This is a genomic window from Micromonospora sp. ATLC20 (assembly GCF_057196585.1).
This window is the reverse complement of record NZ_JBXUOV010000155.1, coordinates 1-13,801: the sequence shown is the minus strand read 5'-3', so window position 1 is coordinate 13,801 and position 13,801 is coordinate 1. Positions and strand designations below refer to the sequence as shown.

Sequence of the window (13,801 nt, the reverse complement as noted above, 5' to 3'; positions counted from 1 at the left end):
GGCCGACGCCCGGCAGGTGCTGCGCGACGCGGCGGCGGCGGCGTTGCGGCTGCCGGACGTCGAGCCCCGGCCCGACCAGTTCGTCTACACGCGCTCGCAGGGCGGCGCGGAGCTGCGGGAGAGCTGGGCGTCGGTGGACGGGACCAGGGACGGCCTGGTCGTCGAGTACCCGCCGGGCGGCCGACAGGAATACGTGCTCCCCGGCTGCCGGGACGGCCGCGCGAAGGGGTACAAGGGTCAGCAGCTCATGCCGGGCACCGAGCCGTGCGTGCCGGAGCCCGCCTACGATCCCGCCGTGCCCACCGACGCCACCGCGATGCGCGCCTACCTGGACAAGCACCGCAGCGGCGAGCCCGGTGACGTCAACGCCGCCGCCAAGGACGTGCTGTTCCTGCTCGACGACTGGTACCTGAGGCCACGGTCGCGGGCCGCGCTGTTCGAGGCCGCCGCCGCGACGCCGGGCCTGAAGGTGGTGGAGAAGGCCACCGACGGTGCGGGCCGCTCCGGTGTGGGCGTCAGCTGGCCCTCCCCGGGGAACCCGGCCCTGATGGTGATGGTGTTCGACCCGCGGACGTACGCGTTCCTCGGCGTGGGCGGGGAGGCGGGCACGTCCGCGGTGCTGTCCGTCGCGATCGTGGACCGGGTCGGCCAGAAGGGCTGACGCCCGCCGGGCGGGCCGCCTCCCCGGCGGCCCGTCCGACGCGTGCCCGCTCCGATCGGGTCTGCGCCATCATGGGCGTCATGACGAAGTCGGACGTGGTGGTGGTCGGCGGCGGGGTGATCGGCATGACGACCGCGTTCACGCTCCAGCGGCGCGGTGCCCGGGTCACCGTGCTGACCGCCCACGACCCGGCCGACACCGTGTCCACGGTGGCCGCCGCGGTCTGGTACCCCAGCCACACCGAGGAGGATCCCCGGGTGCTGCGCTGGGCCCGGGACACCCACGCCGAGCTGCGCCGCCAGGCGGCCGGCGGCGTGCCGGGGGTGGTCGACCGGCCCACCCGGATGTGGCTGCGCCACCCCTACGCCGGGCCGCCCTGGTGGGCCGACGCCTGCGGCGACCTGACGGCCGAGCCGGCGCAGCCGCCGTACACCGCGCTGCTGCGGTTCACCGCCCCGTCGGTGGAGATGACCAGCTACCTCACCTGGCTGCGGCAGCGCCTGGAGGCGGGCGGGGGCCGGGTCGTCAGACGTGCGCTGGGCACGCTCGCCGAGGCGTACGAGGTCGCGCCGGTCGTGGTGAACGCGACCGGCCTGGCCGCCGGCCGGCTCGCCGCCGACCCGGCCGTGTACCCGGCGCGCGGGCACGTCCTGCTGGTGGCGAACCCCGGCCTGACCGTCTCGGTACGCGACGAGGACGACCCGGCGGGCGTCACGTACGTGCATCCGCGCCGGCACGACGTGGTGCTCGGTGGCACCTACGAGGCAGGGGTGGGACACACCCGCCCCGACGCGGCGGAGGCGGCGGCGATCCGGCGCCGGTGCGTGGCGCTCGTGCCGCAGCTCGTGGACGCGCCGGTGCTGGGGGAGCGGATCGGGCTACGCCCGGCCCGGCACGGCGGCCCCCGGGTCGAGGTGGACCCGGCGGACGGGCGGCTGGTGCACGCGTACGGGCACGGCGGGGCGGGGGTGACGCTGTCCTGGGGCTGCGCCGCCGAGGTGGCCGATCTCGCGCTGAGTGTCTGACCGCCCCGGCGCGCGACGGTCCACCGTCGGGGCTCGGCGGGCGGTAACCTCGGCCCGGTGTCCGCCCGCCGCGTAGCACTGTCCGCTCTGGTCGCCCTGATCGCCGTCCACATCGGCTGCACGCTTGTCGCGCTCGCGGCCTACAGCCACCGGATCGGCCTGGTGACCCACGACGGCTCCGGCTTCCTGGTGGAGTTGCTCGACGCCGTGGTGCCGCTCCGTGACCTGCTGCCCGCCGTGCTCTGGCTGCTGCCGGTCACGCTGCTCGTCACGTTCGCGGCCCTCGGCCGGTGGGCCGTCCGGCGGACCGTCCGCCCCGACGACGAGCGGCTACCGAAAGTGGCGTGGACCGCCGGCATCGCCGCGGTGCTGCTCAACCCGCTCGCGGCCGTGCGCTACGCGTCCGCGAGCGCGAACGGCGGCGAGTACATGCGTACGGTGCAGGTGGAGACCACCCTCCTGGTGCTCGCCGCCGCCGTGGCCACCACGATGAGCGCGCTCGCCGTCGCCGGGTTCGTCCGGCGCTCCGACACGGTGAGCCCGGCGTCGCGGCGGATGCGGGTGGACGACTGGTCCGCGGACGCGGCGGGACGCGAGTGACCTGTCGCTCCGGCGCGCGGGCTGGCCGCTGACTGACCAGGAGCAGCGCGGCGTGGACCGGTCAGGAATCGAGAAGCGTCGCGCGGGTGGACGGACCTAGCGTTTCCGGCACGGGCCTCCCACCGGGGCGGCCACCGGGGAAAGGTCGTCGACCCATGGACACGCGCATCCGTCAGCTCCACCGCTGGTTCTCCGTCGCCTTCACCGTGACCGTCGTGGTCACGTTCGTGGCGCTGGCGCAGAAGGACCCGATCGTGTGGGTCTCCTACGTGCCGCTGCTGCCGCTCGCCCTGCTCCTGATCAGCGGTCTCTACCTGTTCGCGCTGCCGTACCTCCGGCGCCGCCGTGCCGCCGCGCGCCCGCGCTGACCTGGGGGATTACCGGGGCCGGTCAGCGGGCAACACTGGCGGATGGAGCAGAAGGTGATGGTGTTCGCCCCGGCCCCGCTGCTGACGGTGACGATCGAGCAGCAGGGCGACGTACCCGAGCTGCACCTGCACCCCGGCGGGCAGGGGGTGTGGCAGACCCGGATGATCGCGGCGCTCGGCGTACCGGTGACCATGTGCGTGGGTCTCGGCGGCGAGGTGGGCGACGCGGTCCGCAAGCTGCTCGACGACGAGGACGTCACGGTCCGGATGGTGCGGCGGGAGTCCGGCACCGGCTGGTACGTGCACGACCGGCGCGACGGCGAGCGGACCGAGATCGCCGAGCACCCGGGCGCTCCGATGGTGCGGCACGACATCGACGAGTTGTACACGGTGACGCTCACCGAGGGGCTGCGCGCCCCGGTGAGCGTGCTCAGCGGCCCGGCCGACCCGCAGGTGGTGGACCCGGACATCTACCGCCGCCTCGCCGCCGATCTGAGCGCCAACGGCGGGACGGTGGTGGCCGACCTGTCCGGGCCGTACCTGGAGGCGGTGCTCGACGGCGGCGTGAGCGTACTGAAGGTCAGCCACGAGGAACTGCTCGACGACGGCCTGGCCAAGGACGACAGCGTCGAGGCGCTGCGCGACGCCGGCCGCCGGTGCCAGGAGCGGGGCGCGCGGACGGTGCTGATCAGCCGCGCCGGGGAGCCCGCGCTGGCGCTGCCGGAGGACGGCGAGCCGCTGCTGGTGCACGCCCCGCCGCTGGAGCCGGCCGACCACCGGGGCGCCGGTGACTCGATGACCGCCGGGGTGGCGGCGGTGCTGGCCCGGGGCGGCGACATGCGGGAGGCGCTGCACGTCGGCGCCGCCGCCGGAGCGCTCAACGTGACCCGGCACGGGCTGGGCACCGGCCGGGCCGAGGCGGTACGCGAACTGGCCGGCCGGGTGCGGCTCACCCCGCTGGACGGTGGCGACGATGACGACTGACCGGCCGCCACGGGTGCTGGTGACGAACGACGACGGTGTGCACGCCCCCGGCATCCGCGCGCTGGCCCGGGCCGCGTACGAACGGGGGATGGACGTGGTGGTCGCGGCGCCGGAGGCCGAGGCGAGCGGGATGAGCGCGGCGCTGTCGGCGGTGACCGACGACGGGCGTCTGGTGTTCCGCGAGACCGAGCTGGACGGCCTGCCGGGTGTGCCCGCGTACGCGGTGGCGGCCTCCCCGGCGTACATCGCGGTGCTGGCGGGCCTGGGTGTGTTCGGGCCGGTGCCGGACCTGCTGCTGTCCGGCATCAACCGGGGCGCCAACGCGGGCCACGCGGTCCTGCACTCCGGCACCGTCGGCGCGGCGCTGACCGCCGGCAACAACGGCATCCGCGCGCTCGCCGTGTCGCTCGACGTGCTCACCGCGGCGGCGGCGAGCGCCGGCAGCGGTGGCGCGGCGATCGCGGTGCTGGACAGCGTGGACGACGAGTCCCGCCACTGGTCGAGCGCCGCCGAGCTGGCCGCGACGCTGCTGCCGTGGCTGGCCGGGGCGGATCCGGGCACCGTGCTGAACCTCAACGTGCCGGACCGGCCGGCCGATCAGGTGGCCGGGCTGCGCCAGGCGACGCTGGCCCCGTTCGGTCAGGTGCAGGTGTCCGTCGCCGAGCGTGGTGAGGGGTTCGTGCGTACCGCGGTGGAGGCGAACGCGGTCCGCGCGGTCCCCGGCACCGACATCGCCTGGCTGGCCGACGGGTACGCGGCGGTCACCGCGCTCCGGGCGCTCGGGCACCTGCCCGACGTGGAGCTGCCGGTCGACGGCTGAGGACGGCTCCGCCCCGCCACCGTCGTACGGGTGGCGGGGCGGGGAGCGTCACTCGCCGGCCGCGCGCCGGCGGTCGGCCTCGGCGTCGGCGGCGCCCACCGGGGTGCCGTCGCTGTCCCGGTCGGCCCGGGACAGGTCCACGTCGGCGCCGGCCCGGGCGGCGTCGGCAGCCGCGTCGTCGGCGCCGACGACCTCACCGCCGTCGGTCTGTCCGTCGTCGGGGACCAGCCGCCCGGCGGCGGCCAGCCCGATCGGTGCGTACCTGGGGTCGGTCATCTCGTCCTCCTCACCGGTGCTCCTGGGCAAGCGGTACCCCGGTACGGGACGCGGCACACGCGCGGCGGTCAGCGGTCCCGGTCGAGGAAGTCCAGGGTGACCGCGGCGAACAGCGGCGACTGGTCGATGTCGTAGTGGGTCAGGCCGGGCAGGATCGCCAGCGCGTGCCCACCCGCCGGGCGGCCCTCGCCCGTCCAGCCGCCGTCGCGCCGGCCGCCGTCGAGCAGCCCGAACACCTCGACGAAATGGCTCGGCGGGGCCATGTCGGCGTCGGCGGCCACCACGAGCGTCGGCACCCGCAGGGCACGGACCTGCTCGGTGAAGTCGAAGTCCGTCCGCATCGCCTCGCCGATCTTGTCGAGCAGCCGGGGGAAGTCCTCCGGACGCGGCGCGACCCGCTGGTACAGCTCGTACATCGGGGTGTCCTTCATGTACTCGGCCGCCGCGGCGCCGACCTGGCCCTGCTGCGCCAGCAGTTCCGGGTAGACCGCGTCGCGGCGGATGTGCGCGGACGCGGCGACCAGCCGGCCCACCTTCTCCGGGTGCCGGAAGCCGGTGTGCAGGGCGACGCCGCCACCGAGGGAGAAGCCGACCACGTCCGGGCGGTCCAGCCCGAGGTGGTCGATCAGCGCGGCCACGTCGTCGGCCATCAGCGCCATGTCGAGCGGCCGGTCCACGTCGGCGGTGCGGCCGTGCCCCTGGAGGTCCACCACGATCACCTGGTGCGTCGCGGCCAGCGTGGGCAGGATCGGCGCGAACATCTCACCCGAGGTGAGGCCGCCGTGCAGCAGGATCATCGGCCGGCCCTCGCCGTGCGTCTCGTAGTAGAGGTGGACGCCGTTGACGTCGGCGTACCGTCCCGGGGCCTGTGTCTCGTCGCGCTGCGCTGTGGTCATCGGTGCTCCTCGGACGTGGTGACCTGACGGCTGTCAGACCGGCCGGGCGGCACCGACTCATCGGTGCGGGCCCGAACGTGCTCGCATTGACGCAGCATGTGGGCTAGTTTCGGCGGGGTGAGCGAGGTGGCGAGCGTCCCCGTCGAGGCGCAACTCGAGGAGTACCGGTCGGAGCTGACCGGCTACTGCTACCGGATGCTGGGTTCGGCCTTCGAGGCCGAGGACGCGGTACAGGACACATTCGTCCGTGCCTGGCGTAATTTCGACAAGTTCGAGGGGCGGTCCGCGCTGCGGACCTGGCTCTACCGGATCGCGACGAACGTCTGCCTGTCCATGTCCACCAGCGCGCAGCGCCGGGTCCGGCCGATGGACCTCGGTCCGGCCGGCGTCGGCACCGCCACCCACCCGGGCGAGCCCCGCCCGGAGCAGATCTGGCTCGGCCCGGCGCCCGACGACCGGGTGCTGCCGGAGGTCGCCGACCCGGCCGAGGTGGTGGCCGGCCGGGAGTCGGTCCGGCTGGCGTTCGTCGCGGCGTTGCAGCACCTGCCGCCGAAGCAGCGGGCCGTGCTGATCCTGCGCGAGGTGCTGGCGTGGTCGGCCCAGGAGGTCGCCGACCTGCTCGACACGTCGGTGGCGAGCGTCAACAGCGCGCTGCAGCGGGCGCGCGCCACGCTCGCCTCGGCCGACACAAAGGCCGACGTGCGCCGGCCGCTCGACAGCGAGCAGCAGGCGCTGCTCGCCCGCTACGTGCGCGCCTTCGAGGCGTACGACCTGACGGCGCTCACCGCGCTGCTGCACGAGGACGCGACGCTGTCGATGCCGCCGCTGCCGCTGTGGCTGCGCGGCCCCGAGCACATCGCGGCGTGGATGGCCGGCACCGGCAGCGGCTGCCGCGGCTCCCGCCTGGTGCCGACCGCCGCCAACGGGATGCCGGCGTTCGGGCACTACCGGCGCGACCCCGACAGCTCAGGCCACGTGCCCTGGGCGCTGATCGTGATCGGCGTCTCCGGCGGCCGGATCACGTCGCTCAACAACTTCCTCGACGTCGACCGGCTCTTCCCGCTGTTCGGGCTGCCGGACCGGCTCGAGGAGGGTGCCGGCCAGCCCGAGCAGGCCGGCCAGCTCGCGTAGGTCGTCGCAGGCCCCGCGTACCTCCAGCCGCCAGCCGAACCGCCGCGCGGTCAGGCGGATCCGTGCCAGCACCTCGACCGTGACCAGGTCGGGCGCGCTCACCGCGGACACGTCGCACACCACCACGCCCCGGTCGCGGCCGCGCAGCGCCTCGGCCAGGTCGGCGCAGCGGGCCGCGATGTCCGCGCGGGTCGGCGTCCCGTCGGGCAGGCAGAGCAGGTGGGTGATCACACGCATTGGACCGTCGTACGCCCCGTCTCTCATCGGTACGCGCGTGCCGAACGCGGCGCGGCGCAAGTTGCCTCGAACACCTTGTTGCACGCAGTTACATCGACGTTAACTGCTATACCAATCATCGGTGCTCGGCTATATGATCCCGGTAGTTCACCCCGAAGCCTCACGAAACCGCAGCTCCCGCACCCCTCGGGTCGAACTCCGCAAGCCAGGTGCCTCCGCAACGTCGTACCCGGCGACCGCCCGGCGTCGCGGTTCAGCCTGCCGGAAAGGTGGGAACGGATGACAGGGCTCCCGTCCTTGGTCATCGGCATCGCGTCCTCGTCGGCCGAGCGCCGGCAGCTCGCCCAACTGCTCGGCGGCACCGAGTCCTTCCTGATCGTGTCCAGCGCCCATCAGGCCCGTCGTTTCCTCGACCTGGTCCGCCGGCCCGCGCTGGCCCCGGCGCCGCAGCCGCCCGCGGCTGGCGAGGCGCCGGCCGAGCCGCCCCGGCGGGATCTGGCTGTCGACTCCGACCGGCGGGTGCTGCGCTGGCGAGAGCGGGAGATCGGGCTGACGCCCCTGGAGCACGACCTGATCGTCTGCCTGACCGGTACGCCCGGCCAGGTGTGGACGTACGCCCGGCTGCACCGCGCCGTCTGGGGCAACGACCACTTGGGACGGCGCTCCGACATGCACTCGGTGGTCCGCCGCCTCCGCCGCAAGCTGGGCCGCCTCGACGCCCCCGCCACGATCCACGCCGTCCGAGGCGTAGGTTTCCGCCTCACCCCCTGACAGTCCCACCCACCCCACCCTGGCCCGGCGATCTTGCACTTCTGGCCCCCGGGGTGTCCCTTTGGCGCACTTTGCCAGGGCCGCAAGTGCAAGATCGCCGGGGCTTGTGGGGTGGCGTGGGCGGGGATCCTCGTTCGGCCGCAGCTGCGTCGAGCGTCTCCCGTTACGCGAGATTGGCGTTCTGCATGGTGGGAGAGGTGGAGATCTTGGTACGAAAGGGCCCCTATGAGGGCCGTTTGGTACCAAGATCTCGCCGGGCTCACAGATCAACAGGAGTGGGACGGCCCGCCCGGTGTGTGCCGGGCGGGCCGTTCCTGTCGGGGTGCTGGGTCAGCAGCGGGTGGGGGAGAGTGTGAAGTCCTCTACCGTGGGCGTGCTGCTGTTGATCTTCGTCTGGCGCGTCTGGGGCTTCCAGCCGTCCTTCGCGACGATCAGCGTCAGCGGGTTGTTGCGCCGGTCCATCCAGTAGGCGTACCGGCCCTGGGCGTCGGTGGTGAAGGTGTACGAGTTCGCCCAGGAGTCGACCTGCACGGTCACGCCCGCCAGCGGCGCGGTGGCGCCCTGGCAGCTCTTGCCGGAGACCGTGCCGGACAGCTTGCCCCAGGTGGTCGGCGGCTGCGCGATCATCGTCACCGCCACCGGCTCCACCGTGTACGGGGTGTTCTCCTTGATCACCACGGACGCGGAGTACGTGCCGGGCTGGTCGACGTTCGCGGTCATGCCGACCGTGACGGTGACCTTCTCACCCGGCGCCAGCGTGACCCTCGACTTGTCGACGGTCAGCCAGCTCACGTCGGCAGCGCCCTCGGCGCACTCGCCGAAGCCGGGCAGGACCTCGCTGTCCTTGGTGGCCGTGAAGCCGCCCGACGAACCACCGATCTTGTAGAACCCGCAGGCCGCGCCGCCCCGGTAGCGGGGGGCGTTGGCGTTGGGCAGGTTGGCCCACGAGTTGGTCGCCGGGTCGAACGCGAAGCCGGCGTTGGTGATGGCGCCGCCCTGCGACCCGCCGACGACCAGCAGCTTGCCGCCTGCGACCGCGTACGAGGAGGCCCAGCTGTCGGCCGGCGCGTCCGGGATGGCGGTCCACGCGCCTGCGGCCGGGTCGAAGGCGTAACCGACCTTCTGCGACGTGGTGCCGTCGTTGCCGCCGGTGCAGTAGACGGTGCCGTCGATCCCGCCGCAGGACAGGAACGCCACCGACTTCGGGTACGCCGGCAGCGTCTCCCAGGCGTCGGCGCCCGGGTCGTACCGGACCACCGAGTTGGCCATCGGCGTGCAGCTCGCGGTGGTGCAGCCGCCGATCGCGTACAGCTTGCCGCCCGCGACCGCCTGGCCGGCTGCCGCGCGCGGCGCCGGGTTGTCGGCCTTGCGGGTCCAGGTGTTCGCCGCCGGGTCGTACGAGAAGGTGGCGGCGTCCGGACCGGCGGCACCCCAGCCACCGGTGGCGATGATCTTGCCGTCGAGCACGCCGACCGTCATGGCGTTACGCGCGCCGGGCAGGTCGGCGATGCCGGTCCACGCCTGGGTGATCGGGTCGTAGCGGTAGTTCTTGGCGCTCGACGCGGTGCCGTCGCCACCGGCGATGGAGTAGACGGTGCCGTCGACGTTGACGACCCGGTTGTCCATCACGTTCGCCGGATAGCCCGGGATGGTGGTCCACGGGTCCGCCTGCGGTGCGGCGGCGGCGATCGCGTTCGACGACTTGCCCGACGAGCGGGCCGCGAACGACGTGGCGGCGGTCAGCCGCTGCGTCGGCGCGCCGGTGGAGCCGAGCAGCGCCTGCTGGGACAACTGGGAGCCGTCGGCCCGTTGCAGCACGAACCCGCCGTCGCGCTCACTGAACTCGGCGGTCACCGGTGCCCCGCCGGTGTTCGTGACGGTGAACGTCTTGCTGACCTTCCCGCTGGGCATCCGGATCGTGCCGGTGATCGAGGTCGGCTTCACCGACAGCCGGCCGGCGGCGAGCTGGAAGTTGGCCGCGGTGGCCCAGTCCTCCTCGACCGCCACCTGCTTGGTCTGGGTCACGTAGTTGCCGGCACTGGCGGTGAACGGGTGCGTCCCGGTCAGCGACGAGAACATCCAGTAGAAGCCGTCGGGCAGCTCGGTGTCGTCCGGCGTGGCGACCGTGGTGGCCTTCTCCGCCGGGCGGTCCTTGCTGGTCACCGTGGCGCCGTTGACGTAGCCGTTGTCGTTCTTGTCGCGGACGTGGCCGAGCACCAGGCCGCCCTTGACCGGCTTGCAGACGAGCGTGCTGCCGATGAGGACGTTGTCGACCTGCCACCACCATTCCCAGCTCGCCTCGTAGTAGTGGAAGCGCACCCGCACCTGCGACTGACCGGCCGCCTGCGGGATCGGCACCTCGGTCACCTGCGGGCCGCGTACGTCGGCCGCCTGCCGCAGCACGTTGCTCCAGGTGGTGCCGCCGTCCAGGCTCAGGTCGACGTCCGCGCGGTCGCTGTTGAGCCAGTTGTAGTCCTGGTTGAACCGGATCACCGGCGTGGTCACGCCGGTCAGGTCGACCACCGGGCTGACCAGCGACGTGTCCTGCCGCCCGCCGCTGCCGTAGTTGTCGCTGTCGATGATGGCGAAGTTGCCGCTGCCGCCGGTCAGGTTTCCGCGCTCACCGGCGTCGGTGAACTCCCAGACCTGGCCGGTGCCGGCGTTGTCCACCACGCTCCAGCCGTCCGGGACACCGGTGCCGTCGAACGTCTCGTACTCGCCGTCGGAGCTGACTGTGTAGCCGGGGGCGGTGGTGCACGCCTCCGGGTCCGCCTGCACCGCGATGTTGGCGGTCACGTTGCCCGTGCCGACGGTGACCTCCTTCGTGGTGGTCAGGTAGCCGGCGTACTGCGGCTCGACGGTGAGCCGGTACGTCGCACCGGACGGCAGCGACAGGCTGTAGCGGCCGGTCGCCGGCGTGGTGTAGTCGGAGATCGGCGTGCCCTCGACGCTCACCTTCGCGTACAGCGGCCAGCCGTGCCCGGACCCGTCGGTGACCTGCCCGCTGACCGTGACGATGGGTACCGCGGTGAGCGCCACGTCGAGCGTGGTGGTCGTGTTCGCGGTGATCGTCGCCGACAGGGTGCGGGTCGCGTACCCGAACGCCGAGACGACCACCTGGTAGTCGCCGGCCGGCAGGAGCGAGGAGTACGTGCCGTCGGCGCCGGTGGTCAGCGTGCGGTCGGCCCCGCCGGACAGGGTGACGGTCGCGCCGGCGATCCCGGCACCGGTGGCGGCGTCGGTGACCTTGCCGGCCAGCGTGCCGTTGTCGCCGATCGGGGCGGCGGCGAGCAGCGCGAGCGCGTCCAGGCGGCCCTCACCGTAGACGTTGTTGTCGTCGGTGGTGCCGCCGCACTGGGCGTCGCCCTTGTCGATCGCCGTGTCGTCGAGCAGCGCGCGGGTGGCCGTGACGTCGCCGACCAGGGTGGGCGCCGCCGACCAGAGCAGCGCGATCGCGCCGGCCAGGTGCGGCGCCGCCATCGAGGTGCCGCTGATGCTGGCGTACGAGTCGGTCGGCACGCTGGAGCGCACGTTCACACCCGGCGCCGAGATGTTCGGCTTGATCTCGCCGTTCTGCCCGGTGCCCCGGGACGAGAAGCTGGCGATGTTGTTGTTGATGTCGTACGCGCCGGCCGAGTAGTTGCTCGCCAGGCTGCCCGGCGAGCCGCTGGTCTGGCAGGACGGGCCGTTGTTGCCGTTGGACCAGACGCCGAAGATGCCGGACGCGGTCCAGGCGTTCGTGACGTCCTCCATGAACGGCTCGTTCGACGGCGTCCTGGTGCCCCACGAGTTGTTGATGATGTTCGGCCGCTTGCTGACGTCCGGGTTCTGCCCGTTGAGGTCGGTGGGCTCCAGCATCCACTGCCCGGAGGAGACCAGCGCGTCGTCGGACGGGCAGCACCCGTTCGCGGCGATCCACTTGACCTCGGGGGCGACACCGATCTGGTTGGCCCCGTCGGCGCCGGCCATGGTGCCCATGGTGTGCGTGCCGTGGCCGTCGGAGTCGCACGGTGCGGTGGCGCACTCGCCGGCGGCGTCGTACCAGTTGTAGTCGTGGTCGAAGGTGCCGTCACCGTTGTTGCCGCGGTAGGCGTTCACCAGCGCCGGGTGGTCGAACTGGACGCCGCTGTCGATGCTCGCCACGGTGATCCCGGCGCCCTTGACGCCGTACTGGGACCACACGTCGTCGGCGTTGATGTTCGCGATGCCCCACTCCAGGGCGTTCGCCGACTTCTCGTCCGTGCCCGGGGTGGTCTCCGGCAGCTTGTACTCCACCGGTGCGTACAGGCCGTCCACCTCGGAGTGGGCGGCGAAGTTCTGCGCCATGGTCAGCGAGCCGTCGGTGACCTTGATGGCGTTCGTCGCCCAGAAGGTCTTGTACTTCGTGCCCGAGCGGTCCAGCTCGGCCCGGATCTTCGACTGGCTGTCGGCGGCGGTCTTCTTCAGCGCCGCCGCGACGGCCGCGCCGCGCTCGTTCCAGTCCTTGATCGCGGCGGCCTTGCTCAGGTCCGCCTTGGCGCCGAAGTGGATCCAGAAGTCGCCCTCGCTCTTGCCCTGGAGCTGCCGGGTGAGTTCGGGACGGATCTTGTCGCCGGCCGACGCGCCCGCGCCCGTCTCCGCCTGTGCCGCAGTGCCGGTCGCGGCCAGCGCGGTGGCCGCGAGCACCAGGGCGGCGCCCGCGCTCACCAGCCGCCGGGCCGGGCCCCATCTGTGTGGACGTCTCAGCATCGGTGCTGCCTCCTGTTCCGATGACCCGCTGATGATCGAGCCATGGCAGAAGGGCCAGGAGACGTGCTCTCCCGACTACGACACCGGTGTGAAAAGAACCCCCCAGGCCCCCTAGGCGCCGTGCGGGTCTGCGCCGGACGCCTGAGTGGACACTATGATCGACAGTGAGGAACGATCAATGACCGTACGTGAGCAACATGTCACCAACAGGCCCCCGGATCGAGCGGCCTGTTGACAGTTTTTGTCACGGTGGGGCGCGGTGACGACTGACGGCACGAACGCGGCGAACTCCGGCACCGACCCGTCGGAGCGCCCCTTCTCGCTCGTCATCGGGGTGACGTCGTCCCCGGCCGAACGGCTGCGGCTGACCGAGTTGCTGGACGGCGTCGCGCCCCTTCTGATGGTCGCCGATCTGGACGAGCTGCGCGAGTTGATCACGGATGCGCCGGCCTCGGCGCACGCGCCGGCACCGGCCGTCGCGCCGGCTGTGCCCGTACCCAGGGACACGCCCGCGCCGGACGGCGCGCTGGTCATCGACGCGGCCCGGTCGACCGCCCGGTGGGGCAACCGGGAGACGGCCCTGACCCGGCTGGAGCGCGACCTGCTGACCTGCCTGACCGTCGAGCCGGTACGGGTGTGGAGCTACGCGGAACTGCACCACGCGGTATGGCACGACGCGCCGACGCACGGCCGGGCCGACGTGCAGTCCCTGGTGAAGCGGCTGCGCCGTAAGCTCGACGAGCTGGGCACCGGCGTCACCATCGCGGCGGTACGCGGCGTCGGCCTGCGGCTGACCGACCACCGCCACCCCCGGGTCCGGGGCGACTGACCGCACGTCCACTGTGAAGGGATGGCCTTGGCACCCTGGCGCTGGCTCCTGGCGGATCAGGTCGGACCGCACTTCCTCGACGACGACACGCAGCGGGTCCTGCTGGTGGAGGCGCGGTCGCTGTTCGCCGCCCGGCCGATGCACAGGCAGAAGGCACACCTGATCCTGTCCGCGCTGCGGCACCGCGCCGCCGGACTCGGCGACCGGGCACGGCTCGTACGGGCCGACACGTTCCGCGAGGCGCTCGCCGGGCTGGGCGAGCCGGTCGAACTGGTGCACCCGGCGTCCCGGGCGGCGCTGGCGTTCGCCCGTACCGTGGACGGGCTGACAGTGCTGCCGCCGCGCGGATTCGTCACCGACCGCGCCGACTTCGCCGCCTGGGCCGACCGGCGGCGCGGCCGGCTGCGCGTCGACGACTTCTACCGGTACGCCCGCGAGCGCCACGACGTGCTGCGCGACCTGCCCGCCCCGGCCC

The 13,801-nt window shown here is 73.1% G+C and carries 13 protein-coding genes and 1 pseudogene; 10 read left to right on the top strand and 4 right to left on the bottom strand.

Features of this window, described 5'->3' with window-relative positions; all coding sequences use genetic code 11:
* The 6 genes from AC2CHG_RS24620 to surE form a co-directional block, all read left to right on the top strand.
* Positions 1–661: CU044_5270 family protein (locus AC2CHG_RS24620; RefSeq protein ID WP_484525671.1), on the top strand; the 661-nt coding region annotated here is incomplete at its 5' end.
* A gap of 71 nt (positions 662–732) precedes the next feature.
* Positions 733–1,686 (top strand): FAD-dependent oxidoreductase, encoded by a 954-nt coding sequence (locus AC2CHG_RS24615; RefSeq protein ID WP_484525670.1) that lies wholly within the window; start codon positions 733–735, stop codon positions 1,684–1,686.
* A 57-nt stretch (positions 1,687–1,743) separates the two neighbouring features.
* The gene (locus AC2CHG_RS24610) at positions 1,744–2,286 is read left to right on the top strand and encodes a hypothetical protein (protein WP_484525669.1); all 543 of its coding nucleotides are present in this window, start codon (positions 1,744–1,746) and stop codon (positions 2,284–2,286) included.
* Between the two features lie 155 nt (positions 2,287–2,441).
* Positions 2,442–2,654 carry a hypothetical protein gene (locus AC2CHG_RS24605; RefSeq protein WP_262012149.1) on the top strand — a complete coding sequence of 71 codons (213 nt, stop codon included), beginning with the start codon at positions 2,442–2,444 and terminating at the stop codon, positions 2,652–2,654.
* A 42-nt stretch (positions 2,655–2,696) separates the two neighbouring features.
* Positions 2,697–3,638 carry a 1-phosphofructokinase family hexose kinase gene (locus tag AC2CHG_RS24600; protein ID WP_484525668.1) on the top strand — a complete coding sequence of 314 codons (942 nt, stop codon included), beginning with the start codon at positions 2,697–2,699 and terminating at the stop codon, positions 3,636–3,638.
* Positions 3,628–4,458: a 5'/3'-nucleotidase SurE gene (surE, locus tag AC2CHG_RS24595; protein WP_484525667.1), complete on the top strand. Its 831-nt coding sequence runs from the start codon at positions 3,628–3,630 to the stop codon at positions 4,456–4,458. The genes AC2CHG_RS24600 and surE overlap by 11 nt, the downstream gene beginning before the upstream one ends.
* Positions 4,459–4,506: 48 nt before the next feature.
* On the opposite strand, the gene AC2CHG_RS24590 is transcribed toward surE, so the two are convergent.
* The gene (locus AC2CHG_RS24590; RefSeq protein WP_013474689.1) at positions 4,507–4,734 is read right to left on the bottom strand and encodes a hypothetical protein; all 228 of its coding nucleotides are present in this window, start codon (positions 4,732–4,734) and stop codon (positions 4,507–4,509) included.
* A 68-nt stretch (positions 4,735–4,802) separates the two neighbouring features.
* Positions 4,803–5,630, bottom strand: a complete 828-nt coding sequence (locus AC2CHG_RS24585; RefSeq protein WP_262012152.1) for an alpha/beta fold hydrolase — start codon at positions 5,628–5,630, stop codon at positions 4,803–4,805.
* A 96-nt stretch (positions 5,631–5,726) separates the two neighbouring features.
* Here AC2CHG_RS24585 and AC2CHG_RS24580 point away from each other — a divergent pair, with 96 nt between their 5' ends.
* On the top strand, positions 5,727–6,761 hold the full coding sequence (locus tag AC2CHG_RS24580; protein ID WP_484525666.1) for a sigma-70 family RNA polymerase sigma factor: 1,035 nt from the start codon (positions 5,727–5,729) through the stop codon (positions 6,759–6,761).
* A 30-nt stretch (positions 6,762–6,791) separates the two neighbouring features.
* Here AC2CHG_RS24580 and AC2CHG_RS24575 read toward each other — a convergent pair.
* Positions 6,792–6,998 (bottom strand): annotated as a pseudogene (locus tag AC2CHG_RS24575) (hypothetical protein); the annotation flags it as partial.
* Positions 6,999–7,277: 279 nt separating this feature from the next.
* On the opposite strand from AC2CHG_RS24575, the gene AC2CHG_RS24570 reads away from it, so the two are divergent.
* Positions 7,278–7,769: a winged helix-turn-helix domain-containing protein gene (locus tag AC2CHG_RS24570; RefSeq protein WP_262012154.1), complete on the top strand. Its 492-nt coding sequence runs from the start codon at positions 7,278–7,280 to the stop codon at positions 7,767–7,769.
* A 330-nt stretch (positions 7,770–8,099) separates the two neighbouring features.
* On the opposite strand, the gene AC2CHG_RS24565 is transcribed toward AC2CHG_RS24570, so the two are convergent.
* The gene (locus tag AC2CHG_RS24565; protein WP_484525665.1) at positions 8,100–12,497 is read right to left on the bottom strand and encodes a S8 family serine peptidase; all 4,398 of its coding nucleotides are present in this window, start codon (positions 12,495–12,497) and stop codon (positions 8,100–8,102) included.
* Positions 12,498–12,756: 259 nt separating this feature from the next.
* Between AC2CHG_RS24565 and AC2CHG_RS24560 the strand changes: the two genes are divergently transcribed.
* Together AC2CHG_RS24560 and AC2CHG_RS24555 are read left to right on the top strand one after the other, a co-directional pair.
* Positions 12,757–13,326, top strand: a complete 570-nt coding sequence (locus AC2CHG_RS24560) for a winged helix-turn-helix domain-containing protein (protein ID WP_484525664.1) — start codon at positions 12,757–12,759, stop codon at positions 13,324–13,326.
* A gap of 21 nt (positions 13,327–13,347) precedes the next feature.
* A partial coding sequence (locus AC2CHG_RS24555; RefSeq protein WP_484525663.1) for a cryptochrome/photolyase family protein occupies positions 13,348–13,801 on the top strand: 454 nt, incomplete at its 3' end.